The organism is Microcoleus sp. A2-C3 (assembly GCF_036706065.1).
Classification (GTDB): domain Bacteria; phylum Cyanobacteriota; class Cyanobacteriia; order Cyanobacteriales; family Microcoleaceae; genus Microcoleus.
On the sequence record NZ_JAUBVX010000071.1, the window covers coordinates 1 to 18,270 of the forward strand.

12 protein-coding genes are annotated in these 18,270 nt (G+C 46.0%); 6 read left to right on the forward strand and 6 right to left on the reverse strand.

All coding sequences use genetic code 11. The annotated features are described in order from the left end of the window. Positions 1-274: 274 nt before the first annotated feature. Positions 275-1,036, forward strand: a complete 762-nt coding sequence (locus tag QUB66_RS26735) for a hypothetical protein (protein WP_265239060.1) — start codon at positions 275-277, stop codon at positions 1,034-1,036. 51 nt (positions 1,037-1,087) lie between these two features. On the opposite strand, the gene QUB66_RS26740 is transcribed toward QUB66_RS26735, so the two are convergent. The 3 genes from QUB66_RS26740 to QUB66_RS26750 all read right to left on the reverse strand — a co-directional run bounded on the left by QUB66_RS26740 (position 1,088) and on the right by QUB66_RS26750 (position 4,566). After that, positions 1,088-2,077: a D-alanine--D-alanine ligase family protein gene (locus QUB66_RS26740; protein ID WP_332970374.1), complete on the reverse strand. Its 990-nt coding sequence runs from the start codon at positions 2,075-2,077 to the stop codon at positions 1,088-1,090. Between the two features lie 187 nt (positions 2,078-2,264). Beyond that, entirely contained in the window at positions 2,265-3,311 is a 1,047-nt protein-coding gene (locus QUB66_RS26745) for an inosamine-phosphate amidinotransferase 1 (RefSeq protein WP_332970373.1), read from the reverse strand. Positions 3,312-3,408: 97 nt separating this feature from the next. Then, the gene (locus QUB66_RS26750; protein WP_265239063.1) at positions 3,409-4,566 is read right to left on the reverse strand and encodes a KamA family radical SAM protein; all 1,158 of its coding nucleotides are present in this window, start codon (positions 4,564-4,566) and stop codon (positions 3,409-3,411) included. Between the two features lie 745 nt (positions 4,567-5,311). On the opposite strand from QUB66_RS26750, the gene QUB66_RS26755 reads away from it, so the two are divergent. Continuing rightward, a complete protein-coding gene (locus tag QUB66_RS26755) occupies positions 5,312-6,499 on the forward strand; it encodes an RNA-guided endonuclease InsQ/TnpB family protein (protein ID WP_332970372.1) in 1,188 nt (395 codons plus the stop codon). Positions 6,500-6,683: 184 nt separating this feature from the next. Next, the gene (locus QUB66_RS26760) at positions 6,684-8,324 is read left to right on the forward strand and encodes a thioredoxin-like domain-containing protein (RefSeq protein ID WP_265239517.1); all 1,641 of its coding nucleotides are present in this window, start codon (positions 6,684-6,686) and stop codon (positions 8,322-8,324) included. A gap of 149 nt (positions 8,325-8,473) precedes the next feature. Here QUB66_RS26760 and QUB66_RS26765 read toward each other — a convergent pair whose 3' ends face one another. Both QUB66_RS26765 and QUB66_RS26770 read right to left on the reverse strand, forming a co-directional pair. After that, complete coding sequence (locus QUB66_RS26765; protein WP_265239518.1) at positions 8,474-9,277, reverse strand: circadian clock KaiB family protein; 804 nt, start codon at positions 9,275-9,277, stop codon at positions 8,474-8,476. An 88-nt stretch (positions 9,278-9,365) separates the two neighbouring features. Further along, positions 9,366-10,625 (reverse strand): type IV pilus twitching motility protein PilT, encoded by a 1,260-nt coding sequence (locus QUB66_RS26770; protein ID WP_265239568.1) that lies wholly within the window; start codon positions 10,623-10,625, stop codon positions 9,366-9,368. Between the two features lie 305 nt (positions 10,626-10,930). Here QUB66_RS26770 and QUB66_RS26775 point away from each other — a divergent pair, with 305 nt between their 5' ends. Both QUB66_RS26775 and QUB66_RS26780 read left to right on the forward strand, forming a co-directional pair. After that, entirely contained in the window at positions 10,931-12,328 is a 1,398-nt protein-coding gene (locus QUB66_RS26775) for an amidase (protein WP_332970370.1), read from the forward strand. 281 nt (positions 12,329-12,609) lie between these two features. Next, positions 12,610-14,553, forward strand: coding sequence for a cation:proton antiporter domain-containing protein (locus tag QUB66_RS26780; protein WP_442923332.1), 1,944 nt, complete (start codon positions 12,610-12,612; stop codon positions 14,551-14,553). A gap of 41 nt (positions 14,554-14,594) precedes the next feature. On the opposite strand, the gene QUB66_RS26785 is transcribed toward QUB66_RS26780, so the two are convergent. Further along, complete coding sequence (locus QUB66_RS26785; protein WP_332970368.1) at positions 14,595-15,785, reverse strand: RNA-guided endonuclease InsQ/TnpB family protein; 1,191 nt, start codon at positions 15,783-15,785, stop codon at positions 14,595-14,597. Positions 15,786-16,429: 644 nt separating this feature from the next. Here QUB66_RS26785 and QUB66_RS26790 point away from each other — a divergent pair. After that, positions 16,430-18,088, forward strand: a complete 1,659-nt coding sequence (locus QUB66_RS26790; RefSeq protein ID WP_332970367.1) for an alpha/beta hydrolase — start codon at positions 16,430-16,432, stop codon at positions 18,086-18,088. The last annotated feature ends 182 nt before the right edge of the window (positions 18,089-18,270 follow it).

Genomic DNA, 18,270 nt, shown 5'->3' on the forward strand with positions numbered 1-18,270 from the left:
CCTCATTCTCTCCCGGCGCGGTGGCTCTAGTTCTTCTTTTGCCACCGTTCTCATCTTTAGTTAGTCTAAACTACAGTGAGGATGGTGATGTCAGGTTATCTATAGCTAGGGACTAGGGGCTAGGGGAAGAGAGTAAGAGGGGAAAAGGGGAAGAGGGGAATATAATCAATGGTTTCAGCCATAAGCAAACGTCTTAACCACCTTGGCGGTTGCTATAACAAACGACCAAGCTCAAGATTAAATATCGTTTCTTCAATAAAAAAAGGTGACAATTGTGAAAGATGACTTAAATTTTCATATAATAACTGCACTAGAAATGCCGAACTTTTATGAAAGAAGTATAGCTTTCTTCGAGCAAGCCTGGTCTGGAGTATTCCCGCATGACTTTGATGGCGACAAAGATTCCTTTGCTTTATATCAGGTCTATCCAGAGTATCGGTATGCACTAATAGAAACAGCTACGCAGCAGATGATTGCTCTTGGAAATTGTGTTCCCGTAGTATGGGAAGGAAACTTTGAACGGTTGCCAGATGAAGGTGTTACATGGGCGATGACTCAGGCGCTTGCCGACCATTCACAAGGTAATCAACCTAATATTTTATGTGCTCTCGCCATTACCGTCATACCCGAATATCGCGGTAGGCAAATAAGCAGTTTTATGCTCCAACAGATGAAGAAAATAGCTCAAGATCGCAAGCTTGCTTCGCTGATTGTTCCTGCGCGTCCAACCCTGAAACATCTCTATCCTCTCACGCCTATGGAGCGCTATATCACTTGGCAGAATGAACACGGTCTTCCCTTCGATCCTTGGCTACGTACTCATATTAGGAACGGAGCTAACCTGGTTCGTATTTGCCCTAAAAGTGCAAGTATTATCGATACTATTAGTAATTGGGAAGCCAGAGTGAATATGCGTTTTCCAGAAACAGGTGATTATATTATTCCTGGAGGATTATTACCCCTAAAAATTGACTATACCAACAATCAAGGGTCTTACATAGAACCAAATGTTTGGATGTACTACAATTTGGCTTAACTGATTTGAAATATCTCCAATTCATCAGGGGCATCGCGACTCGCATACGCATCAAGATTTATACCTTTGCCATGCAGATTCTACAATTTCACCAATCAGTTCTGTATATTCTATTCCAGCCAGACGCGCCATAATAATCAGATCCGCTCGAATCGGGTGCAATCCCGATAAAGGATTCACTTCCAAAAACTGCAATTCACCACTCGCGTCGCAGCGCAACTCAATTCGAGAGGCATCCAGACAACCCAGACAGCGGTAAACATCCAGCGCTAATTGCCTTGCTTGTGCGGCTAGAGGTTCGGGGTCTGTCAGCAACCTATAGGATACTCGATCGATATATTCATCTTTATTCAGGGCTGTGTAGGCAGCGGTTTCTGCTTTTTCGGTAAAAATTATTTCCATCACGCCGATTACTCTAGCTTGATTACCGTTACCGACAATACCCACCGCGATTTCCCTACCGGGAAGAAAAGTTTCTATCAGAACGGGTTGATTGAATTCTTCCTGTAGCGCTTGATATACTGTAACTAAATCTTGGCGTTCTTTGACTAGGGATTTTCCTGTTATCCCTTTAGAACTTCCTTCCGCGATCGGTTTTAGGAATAAAGGCATGGGAAGGGATACTGCCGCCGCCTCTGCGGGCGTACTCACCATTGCAAACGGTGCTGTCGGTAGACCGAAATCCCGAACTACGCGCTTAGTCAGCGCCTTATCAAGGGTCAGGGCGCAAGTAAGCGGGTCGGAAAAGGTATAGGGTTGTGCGAATAATTCGCAGACTGCTGGGACTTGTGCTTCGCGAGAGCGACCTTTGAGTCCTTCCGCCATGTTGAAAATCAAATCCCAGCGATCGCCCTTTGCTAACCTAAGAGTAAGTTCTCTACCATTGCCGATTCGTTCAACTTTGTGACCCAAACCGCAGAGCGTATTTTCTAGCCCGATGATGGTTTCTTCATCCTCGAAATCCATGACATCGGTGGCGCTCAAACCGCTCTGAAGATACTCTTCCTTAATGTCATAACACAAACCAATAAAAAGCCCCATACTGTCCAATTTTCTGTTTTTAAATTTTTGCCAAAATCATAACGAACAGATAAGTTAAGCTGTTCAACATTTAAAATAGATTGTAGGGTGCGTCAGTAATAAGCGTTTCCCTTATAAGCGTAAGTGTTCTAGCTGACGCACCCGCGCTTCCCTTGTTAGTCGTTTAAATGCGTAACAGCTTATTGTGCTAAAAATAATAGTCTTCCAGCCAACCTGTGCGTCGCACATCAAGCGTCACACAGTGAAACCCTCCTCCTAATGTCCTCGCGTGTCTTAGTTGCAACGGTATAACATCAACACCACGCTTCTCAAGTTCTCTGATTAGCGGAGTTTGAGCTTTATCAACAATTGCGAGATTCGGATTCACCATCAGGAGGTTCATCCCAATCCACTTCGTGGCAAGACAGGTACTTTTATAACAACCAATATCAACAATATCATCTAAATAGATGACATCCCACCCTGTGAATAACTCTGGTAGATTGTGTTGACTAACTCGTTCGGCGTTAACTACAACTAAACCAGGGTGAATAGGTACAATTGTGGTGTCTACATGAGTTCCAGAGTAAATATTATCACAAGTATGTATTCTATAATCTTCACCCAAAACAGTTTGAAGCCATAACGCCCCGCATTGATTCCCGGTGTCTGAGATTAGGTAGAAAATATCTCGCCCTAAACGCAATATATTCGCGGCATCAAATATCGGCTCATAGTCTTTGATTGCCAAAGCACTCGCATCTAGAACATTGTAAATTTCATTACTTAGCCTCGGTTTAGGAGCGGAAATCCATTTAGCTCCACTTTGCAAATAATCTATTAGGATAGTTTTGTACGATCGCGATTCAAAAAAACGGCAACGGAGTGCCATAGGAGCTTCAATAATCCAAGTCCCCACTGTCACCAAAAGGTCTCTGGGACAATAGTTTGATTGACCATCTGATTGCCAATCTGGAGTGGCAAACTTGACAGAATGATCTGCTATGTCAGGTCGCCGGACGGTCACACCAAGATTTTGAAGTGTTTGTACAAGTTCCTCCAGGTCTTCTTCAGTTTCTTCAATTACTTGATTGTCATAGGGGCCAGAGGGAATGTCCTGCATACTGCCATATTCTTCTAGGTATTCAACAGCAAACAGCCCTGGGTCGGGGCAGGCAATGCGTGCATTTGTTGCACGTCCCACAATAATTTCTTCGAGGGAATCCCACTCGTTAAACACGCTGACTTTACTCATCTGTTTATAGTACAGTGAATTTCTTTTTTAGAAAAATCTTTCAATCTGGCAACATCCGTAGTGAAGATTGAAGCAAGTCCTTTAGTAATACTCATTGCTATACTGGATCTAAATAAGTGTACGTCTTGCCTTCCCAATTACGCACAGTAGTTTTGCCGTTCTCGTAAGCAATTAGGGTGTCAGCTTGAATTGGCACTTTGCCACCACCACCAGGAGCATCAATTACATAGGTTGGCACCGCGTACCCAGTGGTATGACCGCGCAGTTTAGATATTAGATCGATACCTGTTTGGACGCTCGTCCGCAGATGTGCAGTACCCACAACAGGGTCGCATTGGTAGAGATAGTAAGGTCGCACGCGCAGTTTGAGCAAACCGTGAAACAGATTCTTGAGCGCTTCTTCGGAGTCGTTCACACCCTTGAGCAGCACCGTCTGACTGCCTAGAGGAATGCCACCATCAGCGAGCAGATCGCAAGCTTGCGCCACTTCCGGGGTAAGTTCCCGCACATGACAAAAGTGAACGGACAGCCACACGCGATGCTTGCGAAGCACTGCAACCAGTTCCGGTGTAATTCGCTGTGGCAAGAAACTCGGCACGCGGGAACCAATACGCACAAACTCTATGTGGGGAATAGCACGCAACCGCCCAAGTAAGTTGTCTAAAGGTTCATCAGACATTAGTAGCGGATCGCCACCGGAAATTAGCACGTCCCGCACCTCGGTGTGTGCCTCTAGATAGGCGACGATCGCATCCAACCGCCGCGTCACTGGGTACATCTCACCTTGGCTGACTAAACGTGATCGCGTACAGTATCGGCAGTAAGCAGCGCAAGTGTCTAGGGCAAGCAGTAACACCCGATCGGGGTAGCGGTGTACCAGTCCGGGTACTGGGCTGTCGTGGTCTTCGCTGCATGGGTCTACCATATCTGCGGGATCGATTGTCAGTTCTTCCTCCCTTGGCAACACCTGCAACCGCAGGGGGCAAAGGGGATCTTCCGGGTCAAGCAGCGACGCAAAGTGCGGTGTCACAGCTACAGCAAACTTTTCTGGGGCGATCGAAAGTCCTCGTTGTTCGGCGGAAGCGAGCTGTAGCAAACCTTGAAAGTGTTCCAGCTTGCACAACCGATGCCGCATTTGCCAGCGCCAGTCTTTCCAGCGATCGGGGTCGTAAGATTCACCGAAAATCTGGCAAATTTCCTCACGTCGGGATGATGTATCTATCAGACCTTTATCTAATAAAGCGTTTTCGATCATTTTGTCCTTAGTTATAGAGTCCTCTTAAATCTCGGCAAACTAACACACCAATGGCGATTGTGTGGCAAAGACTTCCGATACTCTGATAGATGTACCTGGTGTTGACACTTACATGAAGATGGGTGCAAAATACCGATTAGTATCCAGGTACTGTGACGTGGTTAATTACAATTGCGGAAGCTTGGTCTGAGTTTGGGGTTTGCTGTTGAGACAGACGCGGGATAAATGTCTCACGGGGCGATCGCCCTGCTGACTCTTCAATTAAATCAGGTTTAGGAGCGATCGCCTTCGCAATACTTCGGACAGTTTTTTCAAGCCTCTGTAAGCTTTACAGTGCAAGCCTTCGCATTTTTAATCTTTTTTTCAAACTTAAGGCTAAACTTAAACTTTGAAAAAATAGTCCACACTAGAGCCAGTATGGGTTTCAGATATTCGATCATGCCTAAAACTGTCCGAAGTATTGCTTCGGGCAATTAAAATATAGGGGAGTTGCGATCCCTCTCTCTGTAAATTGGATTTAACTCGAATTTGGTATCATTGTCAAGATGTGCCATGCCAAAATATAAAACTATGCGGTCGCTATTAATGGTAATGGACTTTAGCAGAAAAACGAGACGAAAGCCCCTAGCTTCAGATATGGGGATGAAGTCAGGCGCGGTTTCAACCGCCTTGAAATTAATTTCCCAATCTTCCTGATTGTTTAGTATACTATGATATAGTAAAGTAAGAATACAAAGGAAGAATAATGAAAGGGCGTTATCAATACAGATTCTATCCGACAATTGAACAAAGAATTAGCTTAGCTAAGTTGTTTGGCTGTGTTCGGGTAGTCTGGAATGATGCCCTAAGAATTTGCAAACAGTCAGACAAAAAACCCAGCTCTGCCGAATTGCAGAAAGTAGTTTTAACTTTAGCTAAAAAGACAGTAGAAAGAGAATGGTTGGGAGAAGTTTCGGCTATCCCTCTACAACAATCTGTCTCAGATTTAGAGACTGCGTTTAGCAATTTCTTCAAGTCCTGCACAGGGAAAAGAAAAGGAAAAAAAGTCGGCTATCCTAAGTTCAAAAAAAAGACAAACAGCCAATCAGCAAGGTTAACGCGCAACGGTTTTGTATTGAGAGGTAATGAGGTTTATCTGGCAAAAATAGGGGACGTATTTCCCGTTTGGTCTAGAAAACTGCCATCTCTACCCAGTTCTGTAACAATAATCAAGGATTGTGCAAACAGATACTTTCTAAGCTTTGTTGTAGAAGTTTTGCCCATCTATATCGAGGCTAAGAACCAAAGCATCGGTATAGATTTGGGCATTAAAACCTTCGCTGCAATGAGTGATGGTACAAACGCACAAAGTCCAAACTACAAGGTGCTAGACCGCAAAATTCGTAGGTTGCAGCGTAAATTTGCCCGCCAAGTTCAAACCTCAAAACGTCGGAATAAAACTAGGCTGAAAATTGCCAAACTGCACAACCAAATTGCTGATACCCGAAAAGACTTTTTGCACAAACTATCGACTAAGTTGGTGAGTGAAAACCAAACAATCATCTTAGAAGATTTAAACGTAGCAGGCATGGTTAAAAACCGGAAATTGTCACGGGCAATCAGTCAGCAAGGATGGGGAGAATTCAGAACGCTTTGTGAGGGCAAATCTGAGAAGTATGGCAGAGAATTTAAGGTAATTTCTCGATGGGAACCTACCTCTCAGACTTGCTCAGACTGCGGGTTTAGATGGGGCAAAATCAGCCTTTCTGTTCGCTCTATTCAATGTCTGAATTGTGGGGCTAAACACGATCGCGATCTAAACGCGGCCAAAAACATAGAAAAAGTCGGGATGGGGCATCGCCACGACTCTAAACGGGCACAGAGCTTGAGTAAAACTACTTCGGTAGTATCGGGCGATGAAGTGCTAAGCCTAAACCTATCTAATTTCTTTTAGTCTAGGTTTAGAATCCCCTCGCCTTTAGGCATGGGGAGTATGTCAATTTCCTCCTATTTATTGTGGCAATGGCATCTTGGCTGTCTCCAAAAGCCCAGCTTTAACCAGCTTTTCCCCCATCCGGTGAAACTTCCCGCTAAATTAAAGAAGGTAAAAATCATTCACGCCCCACCAAGGAGATCCCATGCCCCGCGTCAGAGCACCAGAATTCCCCGTAAAATACCCCTGGCTTAACACCGAGAAACCTTTATCCATTGCATCGTTAAAAGGGCGCGTCGTCCTCCTAGACTTCTGGACGTACTGCTGCATCAACTGCTTGCACGTCCTCCCAGACTTAAAATACCTCGAACAAAAATATAAAGATTCCCTGACAGTTATCGGCGTGCACTCGGCTAAGTTTGAAAACGAAAAAGAAGTAGAAAATATCCGTCAAGCTATCCTCCGCTACGATATTGAACATCCGGTAATTGTAGACAGCGGCATGAAAGTTTGGCAAAGCTACGCTGTTCGCGCTTGGCCGACTTTAATGGTGATCGATCCCGAAAGTTATGTCGTCGGCTTTGTTTCCGGCGAGGGCAATAGAGAAGCACTTGACCAGTTAGTTGGCAAGTTAATTACTGAATATAAGGATAAAAATGCGATCGCCTTTAAAGAACTTCGTTTCAGTTTAGAAAAACAGCGCAAACCTCTGTCAACTCCCTTGGCTTTTCCCGGTAAAGTGCTGGCATTTGCCATTACTTCAACGGAGGCAAAACAGCTTCACCAACATGAGGCGCTTTTGGGCGAAATGACTGAGGACAATCAATCTGTAGATGAAACTGTACTGCCGGGGCCTGCGAACTCTGTTCAACAAAGCTTGGTCGGTTCTTGCTTGTTTGTTGCAGATTCTGGACACAATCGAATTGTTGTCAGTAGTACCGAAGGTGAGGTGTTGCACGTCATTGGTACTGGGAAACCGGGTTTAACTGATGGCAACTTTGAAGAGGCTGAGTTTTTTGCTCCTCAAGGTATGGCTTTTGATGCAGAAAGTCAAATTCTCTATGTTGCTGATACGGAAAATCACGCTCTCAGAACGATCGACTTTACGACTCAACGGGTGCAAACTGTTGCTGGTACTGGCGAACAAAGTCAGGAAATTTCACCTCGTAGTGGCAAGGCTTTAGAGACGCAATTGAATTCGCCTTGGGATTTAGAAAGAGTTGGCGAGCGACTTTTTATCGCTATGGCGGGCTCGCACCAAATTTGGGAGATGCAGTTAGATACTGGTACGATCGGCACTTATGCGGGTATTGGTCGAGAATCCTGTGTTGATGGGAATCTGGCAGAATCTGCTTTTTCGCAGCCCAGCGGCCTGGCTACGGATCGATTGGAGTTGTTTGTGGCTGACAGCGAAATTAGTTCGATTCGGGCTGTTGGTATTGATGAAGATCCAAAGGTTCGTACTGTCTGCGGTAGTGGTGAATTGTTTGGTTTTGGGGATAAAGATGGCCGCGGTGATGAAGTCAGGTTGCAGCACTGTTTAGGTGTTGAATATGCTCAAAATTATCTGTGGGTTGCTGATACTTATAATCACAAAATTAAGCGGATTGACCACCGGGGGGGTACCTGTATCACGATGATTGGAGATGGTAAAGCAGGTTTGGTTGATGCTACGGGTCTCAAGGCTCGATTTTTTGAACCTTCTGGCTTAAGTGCGATCGGGTCTCATTTGTTTGTTGCTGATACGAACAATCATGCTATTCGGCGAGTTGAGTTGGATACGCTGGAGGTCACAACTTTAGATTTCGCCGATTTGTGCGCGCCGGATGTTTGTCTTCCTGGTTGAGATCGGACGTACGGTTGAAACCGCCCGATCTGAAGAAAATTAATAAGATCGGGTGATTTTAACCCTGCACTCTTCAACCCGCGCACCATCCGGGTTTTGTTTGTGTAGACGCGGTTTCAACCGCCTGGTCTTCTAATAATCGCACAAATCTAAAATTCTGAATTGCTCAGCAGCCGCACTATTTTTTCGGTATCGTTCAATTCGCCGACAATTCGCCGCACGGGTTTCGGCCAGATTTTAATCAATGTAGGTGTTGCTGAAATCTGATCTGCTTCAGCTTGTTCGGGATGTTTCAAGACATCGATTACTTTCAATGTGTAGGGGCGATCGAGACATTGCTCTAGGAATTGGTATAAAGTTTCGAGGGTACGTTCGGTGCTGGGGTTGCTCCCGGAAACAAATAGGCGTAAAACGTACCCTTGAGTTGGTGGCGGTGGGGTGAGTGCTGTTGGTTTGGTGGGCGGTAAGAGCGGAGATTGCCGGAAGCGGGAGGGAGGTATGATTGTGGAACTATGGGAGTCCGATCGACCTTGGGCGACCGGAAATTGTACAACTAAATCGTGATTTTCCCAAAGTTCGGGGAATTGTTCATGATAAGTTGCGATCGCCATTGGTTCGCAGATTTCGTCGCTGCGGGCCTCCCAAACCAAGTCCCCAGTGCCAAAAATGGCATTCAGCAGTGTTTGATGTCGCAGCACCAGGGGGTATGCCTCGGCTGCAACCCGCAACTGTAGATCGCTGCGATCGCGCCAGCAGTCAATGGTTGCCGTATAGCAAGGTATCAGAAAATGTGGCGGTTCCGACAAACCGAGTATCTCCTGTAGAGCTACGCACAACTGCAAGTGCCACTGAGTTTGCTTGCGGGGATCTATGCAATAGATTAAGTCTCCCCCTGGTGTAAATAGTGCAATGCCTTTGAAAATTTTCGGCAAAATCGGGCGATCGACCTTCAATAAAGTACACCAATTAAAGTTAACAGTTAACGGTTAACAATTAAAAGTTAACTGTTAACTGTTAACTCTCGATTTTTAAACTCGATTTTTAAACTCGACCTCGGAGCATCTGAGCCATTTCGTTCGGGAACGGCGAGTTTTCTACAGCAAGTTCTTCGGTAATCCGACCTTCTTGATAAAGACCATAAAGCGACTTATTCATCGTCGTCATGCCTTCATAAGTATCTTTGATCATGATTTGATTGATTTCCTCATTCTGCCCTTTCAGAATGTATTCCTTAACCACGTCAGTATTAATCATAACGTCGTGGAAAGCAGCGCGTTTGCCATCTGTGGTTTTGCACAGCAGTTGAGCAATAATCGCCACTAGGGATTCGGAAATTGACACCCGTATGGCGTCCTGTTCTTCTGCCCCGAACATATCCAGAATCCGGTTCAGGGTTTTAACCGCACTGTTGGTGTGCAGGGTTCCTGCAACTAAGTGACCCGTCTGAGAGGCTTTGAGGGCAATTTCCACGGTCTCTCTGTCCCGAATTTCTCCTACTAGCAGCATATCCGGGTCTTGCCGCAGAGCGCCTTTGAGAGCATTAATAAACTTGAGGGTATGCCTGCCGACTTCCCGGTGCTTGATCAAGGATTTTTTGCTTTCGTGTACGAATTCTACCGGGTCTTCGATCGTAATGATGTTGTAGGCTTTATTCTTATTGATGTAATCGATCATCGCGGCCAAGGTGGTAGACTTGCCCGAACCTGTCGGGCCCGTAACCAAAATCAGCCCTTTGTGGAAGCCACATATTTTCTTAAAGACTTCGGGTAGGTTCAATTCCTCCATTGTCAATATTTTGGCAGGAATTAGCCGCAGCACCATCGCCGGGCCTGCCAAGGAGTCCATACAACTGATCCGAATGCGGACAAAGCCGAAGTCGAAAGCGCCGTCAAAGTCTAGGTTTTTTTGGAAAATTTCAATTTCTTCATCGCTCATGCACTCGCTCAGCCAGGCAAAAAATGTATCCAAATCCGTTGGTGGATAGCCAATGTCGCCAATCTCACCGCGCTTGCGGAAGCGGGGAAATTCGTTTACTCCGAGATGAAGATCCGATACTCCTTCTTCTTTGGCTCGGATGACTAGCTCTTTCAAAGTCGGATTTCCACCGCTGTTGGAGCTGGGGTTTTTAGGTGTGGCGAAGGATTGGGGCGCTGGTGCTGCGGGCGCTGGTGCTGGCGGTGGGGGGGCCGGCGGCATTCCTGCTGCTCTGGGAACGCCTGGAGCTGGAGGGCGGGGCAGCCCTGGTGGTGGGGGTGCTCCGGGTAGGGGTGGGCGAGGTGCTGGCGGATGCTGTTGTGTCATATGCGCTACCTTGATTTGCTGAGAAGGCTGACTCGAACAGAGGATTTGTGGAAGTTGCACAATGCCGATCGCCATTGTGCCTCTCTTGCACAAAAGCTTGACTCTTTCGATCAGTCTATCCCAAAAGAAGAGCACACTGCTGCACCCGTAAGGAAATATTCTGCCCCTTGCAGGATGCGAGTCAAATCGAGCTACTATCGAATATGGATTTTTGACATGGGAAATATTTTTTTTCCAGCCAATATTTTACATTCGATCTAAAAGTATAAATTGATACTCAATAAAATTGTTAAGGACTTAAACCGATGAATTCTGTCGATCGGGCTTTTACTCCAGCCCTAGAATTAGCGAAGTCGATCCGCGATCGGGAAGTGTCGCCTCTAGAAATTGTCAATCTGTACTTGGAACGGATCGATCGATTAAACCATCAGCTTGGTAGTTATTTTACAGTAACGGCCGATCGGGCGATCGAACTAGCGACAGCGCAAACCGAACACCTAGCAGGCTTAAACAAGTCAGAGGAATTGCCGCCATTTTTCGGAGTGCCGATCGCGATCAAAGACTTGACACCAGTTGCCGACATTCCCTGTACTTACGGAGTTCAGGCGTTGCACAGTAACATATCTCCCTACAACGAGTCAGTAGTCTGGCGAATCAAAGCAGCCGGATTTAACATTCTGGGCAAAACAGCAACCTCTCAAATCGGCTCATTGCCTTACACCGAGCCCCCAGGTTTCCGGCCCGCGCGCAATCCCTGGAATTTAGGCTACACGCCCGGAGGTTCCAGCGGCGGCTCAGCAGCGGCTGTAGCGGCGGGTTTATGCGCGATCGCCCAAGGTTCAGACGGCGGCGGTTCGATCCGAGGCCCAGCTTCCGCCTGCGGTTTAGTCGGCATCAAACCCTCGCGCGGGCGAGTTTCCTGGGCACCAGTCGGAGATTATCTCAGCGGCATTTCTGCCAACGGCCCTCTCGCGCGTACCGTGGCTGACGCGGCCGCACTTTTAGACGTGATGTCAGGGTACACAACCGGCGATCCGTACTGGCTACCAGACCCAAATCCCACGTTTCTAGAGGCTGCCAGTGAAAAATTGGGCAAGCTGCGAATTGCTTTTTCTACCAATATTGCTCCCGTGGGTGAGGCAGCGCCTGTGTGTCAGCAAGCGGTGCTCGATACCGTAAAATTACTGGCAGATTTGGGTCACGATGTCGAACCGGGATGCCCTGATTTTACGGGTTTAATCGAACCCTTTACAGTAATTTGGCAGTCTGGGGCGGCAGCAAGTGGCATTCCAGGTAAGGTTTTGGAACCGATGAATCGCTGGTTGTTGGAAAGAACTGTTTCTGCTGGAGAATATCTGCGGGCGGTGAATCAAATGCAGGTTATTTCACGGCGGATTGTCGGATTCTTTGAAAATTTTGATGTCTTAGTTTTGCCAACTTATATGCACTCAACCATTGGCATCGGTGAGTGGGCCGATTTGAGTTGTGAGGAAACTTTGCAGCGGATTATTAATTGGGTTGCTCCTTGTCCGCCGTTTAATGCTAGCGGTTTGCCTGCGATCGCACTTCCGGCAATTTTAGATGATAATGGTTTACCCGTGGGCATTCAAATTATCGGGCGGCCGGCAGCGGAAGCAACTTTAATTGCTTTGGCGGCGCAGATGGAAGCAGCAAAACCTTTCCCGGTTTTGGATTTTCAATAGGTTTGTAGTGAGGACTTTAGTCCTCGGATTTAGATAAGGACTAAAGTCCTCACTACAAACCGATATTTTGCGAAGAAACCGGGTCAATTCCGGTCAATCGTAGTTATTAACAATAACAACTGCAATTTTCCCAAAATCCCTCTTTAGATTGATAGATATTTAGAGTTTTTAGGGAAAAATTGGTAGAATTCTGTGCGAATGAATATGTAGGATAAAAATTTATGCTAGGTTCCGGTCCAATTACCGCTCCAGTTCCCGTCTTTCTTGTTCTTTTAGCAATCATGCTAATCGCCCCTTTAGTATTTGAGCGCTTGCGACTACCGGGAATAGTCGGTTTGATTATTGCAGGCGTAATTGTCGGGCCCAACGGTATTAATTTGCTGGAACGAGACGCTACTATGGTTTTGTTAGGAACCGTAGGATTGCTATTTTTGATGTTCCTAGCGGGACTGGAAACTAGCCTCGATGACCTCAAACTAAATGCTGACAAAGCTATCATATTTGGGCTGGCTACTTTTGCCCTACCGATGATATTGGGGACTGGAGCAATGCTGCTATTGGGATATAGCTTGCTGGCTTCTATTTTAGTCGCTTCTTGTTTAGCTACCCATACCCTTTTAGCCCTACCGATTCTGACAAAATTGGGATTGATGCGAACTCAGACTATTACTGCGACTTTGGGCGGGACTTTAATTACAAATGTCTTGGGACTGTTGGTGCTGGCAATTGTTGTTAAAGCTCACAAAGGAAATCTTACTCTCGATTTTTGGCTGTTTCTAATTCCATCTCTTGCTATCTACACTTTTGCTACTTTGTGGGGTGTCCCCAAAATCGGTCGCTGGTTTTTCAAGAAATTCGGTCACGATGAAAACGCCGAATTCATGTTTGTACTGGCTACGCTGTTCTTGGTTTCTTACGCAGCGGAAATGATTCAAATTGAGCCAATTATTGGTGCGTTTCTATCGGGAATTGCCATTACTCAAATTATCCCCAAAATGAGTCCGCTGATGAATCGGATTGAGTTTATTGGGAATACGCTGTTTGTGCCGTTTTTTCTAATTTCTGTGGGGATGTTGATCGATCCGCTAATTTTGGTGAAGCAGCCGCAGTCTTTGTTGGTGGCGGGGGTGATAATTGTAGCAGAATTGTTGAGCAAGTTTTTGGCAGCTTGGATACCGGGGAAAATCTTTGGTTTTAAGTTTCCGAATATTATGGTAATGTTCGGTCTTTCTGCTGCTCAAGCTGCTTCTACTTTGGCTGCAATTACGGTTGCTTTTGAGATTAAATTGGTCGATCGCGTAGTGGTGAACGGCATCATTTTCATGATTTTAGTAACTTGTGTGGCTTCTCCTTGGATTGTATCTCGGTGGGGTCAACAAATGCAGGAGCCGGAGTCTAGTTTGCCGGCTGTTGCTTCGTCCAAGCATTCATGGGGAGATCGAGTTTTAGTACCTGTTGCTAACCCGAATACCGAAGATAATTTGCTACGTTTGGCTTTGATTTTAGCTAAAACAGCTCAGGGAACTTTGCTACCTCTGCATATTTTGTCCGATCGCGGGGAACCAATTTCGCCGGCACAAAAAATGCAGCAAACTCAACTTTTGAGGGCGGCGGAAACTGTGGCTAACGCGGCTGATTGTGCGGTGGAACCGATCGCGAGGATAGATGATGCGATCGATCGCGGAATTCTGCGGAGCGCAACCGAACGCGAGGCTAGTTTAATTGTTTGCGGTTGGAAGGGATTTTCCACGACTCGCGACAATTTTTTTGGCAACATCATTGACAATATAGTGAAGCGATCGCCCGTACCGGTAATGATTGCTCGATTTCCCCATCCTATCCAGAATACAGCCAGAGTTGTTTTGGCGATAACTGACAGCGATTTGACTCGGTTTGGATTTGCGGAAACCGTGGATATTGCTAAGAGTTTAGCAGACGAACTTAAGGCGACTTTGCAAGTGCTGTTAGTGGCGACAAAACGGGAACAAGCTAACAAAAATGCCACTGAGGTAGAAATTCTTTCTGAGATACCGATAAATCGGGTGCGGGGAAATTTTGTCAAGCAGGTTTCGCACCAGTTGTTAGAACATGATTTGCTGATTTTACCAACAATTTATCAGCAGCAGAATTTGTGGGAACAACCGGGAACTCTTAAAGAACCGGAATTGATCGCCCGCGCTCATCAAGATCTTTCGATGCTTGTTGTTTATTTCCCCAAATCTTAATTGACACTCAAGCGGGCTAAAGCCACGCTCGATTCTTGTTTCTACGAATCGACTTGCCGATGCAGAATTACTTCAACATCGGTAGCGGTCAATTCTCCACAAGCGTTTAAGGTATTGCTACCCCAAGTTCCGGTATGCCCTACCGTACTTAATCCCCGACTGAGGATGTTTCTAGCTGCATTATGATCCCTGTCTAAAACACATCCACATCTACAAACGTGCGTTCGTGTTGATAGACTTTTCTTCACAATCGTTCCGCAGTTAGAGCATTCTTGGCTTGTTCCATTAGGTGAAATGGCAATCGTAATTCTTGCGAATACTTTGCCGAAATATTCCATCCAAACTCGAAACATATACCAAGATGCGTCGTTGATCGATTTCGCTAGACAGTGATTCTTCACCATATTTTTAATCCTCAAATCTTCGTAGGCTACACAGTCGTTAGACTGGATTACGCATCTTGCTAATTTCACAGCAAAATCTTTACGTTGTCTACTTATTTTGAGGTGGCGTTTTCCTAGTATCACTCTAGCCCTTTTTCTGTTGTTAGACCCTTTGACGCGCTTTGAAACTCGTCTCTGGGACTTTTTCAACCTACGCTCTCCCTTGCGGAGGAATCGTGGATTTTCAACTGCAATTCCATTGGAGTCGGTGTAGAATTCTTTTAATCCCACATCTAGTCCAATGGCATTTCCAGTGATTTCCACATTTTCGGAATGGTCAACTTGAATACAAAACTGAACGTAGTAGCCGTCTGCACGTTTTACCAATCTGACTCGTTTAATTTGAGTGATTTGGTAGAAATGCAAGTCGCGCGTCCCTTTCAGTTTCAGTTTCCCAATTCCCTGTTTGTCAGTGAAAGTGATAGACTTCCTATTTATCGCCAATTTCCAACCGCTAGTTTTATATTCGACTGAGCGGTTGTCCTTTTGGAACTGTGGAAATCCCTTTTTGCTGGGGGTTTTCTTCTTGCAGTTGTCGTAGAACCGAGAAATCGCAGACCACGATCTTTCTGCACTTGCCTGTCGAGCCATGCTGTTTAGGTCATCACAAAACGGAAATTCTTTCGCTAATACTGCACAGTATTTACTTAGATCGTTTCTATCAATCTTCTCGCTATCCATCCACAAGCGAATTGCTTTGTTTCGGATGAATTGTACTGTTCTAATTGCTTGATCGACAGCATCAAACTGCTGTCGCTTTCCATAAGTTTTGAATTCAAAAACTAGCATGACTTCGACCTCATCACAAGACAATTACGATAACAGAGTTGGCGTAAAGTAGATGCAATTTGTTACAATAGTTTATAAGAAAGACTGAAGGGGACTGAAGTCCCCGCCCGCTTTCATCGAGCGGACTAAAGTCACGCTCGCTTTCCGCATCCCGCTAGTTTTCTTGTAATATTTTAACCGTAGATCGTCTGATCGACCTGCATTCATCTGCGGTTAAAATGCAAGAGAGAGAGTCTATTTTTACAGCGGTTTTACTCTCGCTTGCTGGCTTATCTGAACTGTATTGGATTAGCAGCGACAAGCAAAGTATACTTGAGTTGGATAAATATTCTATCGAGCCGGTTAACCGCAGATTTTAAGCTGATAAACACTGATGGACGCAGATGCTTTCGATCTTGTGTGCGATTGAGTACAAGAGGTATAGTGCAATGGGCTCATCTGTGTTTTTTTTAAGGTTGTGCGATCGTCCTTGTTGGCTTTCGGTTATGGAAGCCCTTCGAGCAAAGCCGATCGCACTAATACAAAAAATTCTACAAAAATTAGATCGCACTTCAACACAATTTCTCGACATCTGAGGCAATTTTTCGGTATCTGAGAGACTTCTGAGAATATAGTGATATAGTTTCTAGTTGAATCAGGCAAAAATGAGCATTAGACCCCATTTAAAATGGTTTTCGTCAATGGTGAGCGTTTGTAGCGCGATCGCGATCGGCACTTTCAGCAGCGTCACATCCTCTGCAAAAGCTGCAGAAACCGTTGTTATCCGCAAAGGTTTTTTAGAATCGTCAATATCCGTTGCAGATTTGCGCGAACTCGCAAAAACCGGCAAAGTACCCGCAAGACTGCAAGCTTACGCCAATCTTCTGTCTGACGCACAGCGGAGTCAAATCTTGGGCGCGCTAAAAGCGAACATCCCCCTCAATGTAGTCGGTTTGAGCAACTTGCTAAATACGCGCATCGGGAGTGCGATCCTGACTGATTTGACTACTGTTATACCGAGGCGCGACGGTGCGGGTGTCCAAGCGCTGCGATCGGCTTTGGTGTTGGGTGCGAACGCGCCGGAAGGCTTATCGGTATTGAGTTTTATAGAATCTTATCCGAGTTCGCGGGTAGTCGTGGATCTCGATCGAGCTTTCTCAGTTTTGGGAAATTTGAACGCGGGTTTTTGGCAAACTCAGCGGTTTATGGCCGCGATCGCACCTCAGTTAGCAGCCACTAAATCCACGTTTAACCCGCCTTTCGACCCTAGCCTACCGGGCCCGAATTCGGTGCAGGTATTGCAGCTAGATTTGAACGATAGCGCCCGCAATCGGCGCATTCCGGTTGATGTCTACTGGTCGAAAGCTGCGACGGCTGACAAACCAACGATCGTCTTTTCTCATGGTTTGGGCTCAGTCCGCACGGATTTGCGCTATTTGGCGGAGCATTTAGCGTCCTACGGCTATGTGGTGGCTGCTTTGGAACATCCGGGAAGCAACGAAACGAACACTAATGCTGCGATCGCGGGTAAGTCTCGGTTATTAGCTCCTCAAGAGTTTTTAGACCGTCCCAAGGACATCAGTTTTGTGCTTGACGAACTGGCAAAATTGAACCAAACCAATGATAATTTGCAGGGGAAAATCGCGATCGAGCGATCGATGATCATTGGCTATTCCTTCGGCGGCGCAACAGCCTTGTCCGTAGCCGGTGCCGAACTGCAATTGAGCGGGCTCAAACAGCGCTGTCAGGGCGATTTGATTGGGTTTAGCTTGGGCGAAGGCATTCAGTGCGCGGCGGCTGGATTGCCCGAAGAACGGTATCAATTGCGGGATGCGAGGATTAAAAGGGCGATCGTCATGAATCCCACAACATCATTACTATTTGGAGAAACAGGTTTAAGTGCAATTCAAATCCCCACATTAATAGTAGCAGGTTCTGCCGACAAAACAACACCAGCCTTAGTCGAACAAATTGCCGGATTCCCCAAAATTCCATCACCCAAATGGCTAGTCGGATTTGTAGGAGGAACCCACTTAAGCGTCAAAGATCCGAGTAAAACCTTAGACCAAGTTGGTAGGCCGAGCACAGTAATTACTGGCGATGAAGTTGTCGGCGACCAAGCCGCGAGCATACGCAATTATATTAAAGTTATCAGTCTGGCAATGGCTGCTCAACTAACAGATGAATCTGACAAATATGCTATTTTTCTAACGCCAGAATACGCACAATTTGCTTCAACAAATGCAATTCCGGTGCGCCTGGTAACAGAAATTTCCCCTGAAACTAATGCAGTCGTGCAAACTTTCATCCAGCAGAGTCATTAGTCATTAGTCAATTGACAGTTGACAGTTGACAGTGGGCAGTGGGCAGTTGGCAGTTGGCAGTTGACAGTTGGCAGTTGGCAGTTGACAGTTGGCAGTTGGCAGTTGACAGTAGTCATTAGTTTGTAGGGTACGAAATTCGCACCAGTTGAGTTTGTAGGGTGCGCATTGTCGGCTAAATGTGG

Excerpts from the sequence above, each read along its gene's own strand:
- QUB66_RS26740 (WP_332970374.1), bottom strand. The coding sequence starts at position 2,077 with ATGGGGCTTTTTATTGGTTTGTGTTATGACATTAAGGAAGAGTATCTT.
- QUB66_RS26745 (WP_332970373.1), bottom strand. The coding sequence starts at position 3,311 with ATGAGTAAAGTCAGCGTGTTTAACGAGTGGGATTCCCTCGAAGAAATT.
- QUB66_RS26750 (WP_265239063.1), bottom strand. The coding sequence starts at position 4,566 with ATGATCGAAAACGCTTTATTAGATAAAGGTCTGATAGATACATCATCC.
- QUB66_RS26755 (WP_332970372.1), top strand. The coding sequence starts at position 5,312 with ATGAAAGGGCGTTATCAATACAGATTCTATCCGACAATTGAACAAAGA.
- QUB66_RS26760 (WP_265239517.1), top strand. The coding sequence starts at position 6,684 with ATGCCCCGCGTCAGAGCACCAGAATTCCCCGTAAAATACCCCTGGCTT.
- QUB66_RS26770 (WP_265239568.1), bottom strand. The coding sequence starts at position 10,625 with ATGACACAACAGCATCCGCCAGCACCTCGCCCACCCCTACCCGGAGCA.
- QUB66_RS26775 (WP_332970370.1), top strand. The coding sequence starts at position 10,931 with ATGAATTCTGTCGATCGGGCTTTTACTCCAGCCCTAGAATTAGCGAAG.
- QUB66_RS26780 (WP_442923332.1), top strand. The coding sequence starts at position 12,610 with ATGCTAATCGCCCCTTTAGTATTTGAGCGCTTGCGACTACCGGGAATA.
- QUB66_RS26785 (WP_332970368.1), bottom strand. The coding sequence starts at position 15,785 with ATGCTAGTTTTTGAATTCAAAACTTATGGAAAGCGACAGCAGTTTGAT.
- QUB66_RS26790 (WP_332970367.1), top strand. The coding sequence starts at position 16,430 with ATGAGCATTAGACCCCATTTAAAATGGTTTTCGTCAATGGTGAGCGTT.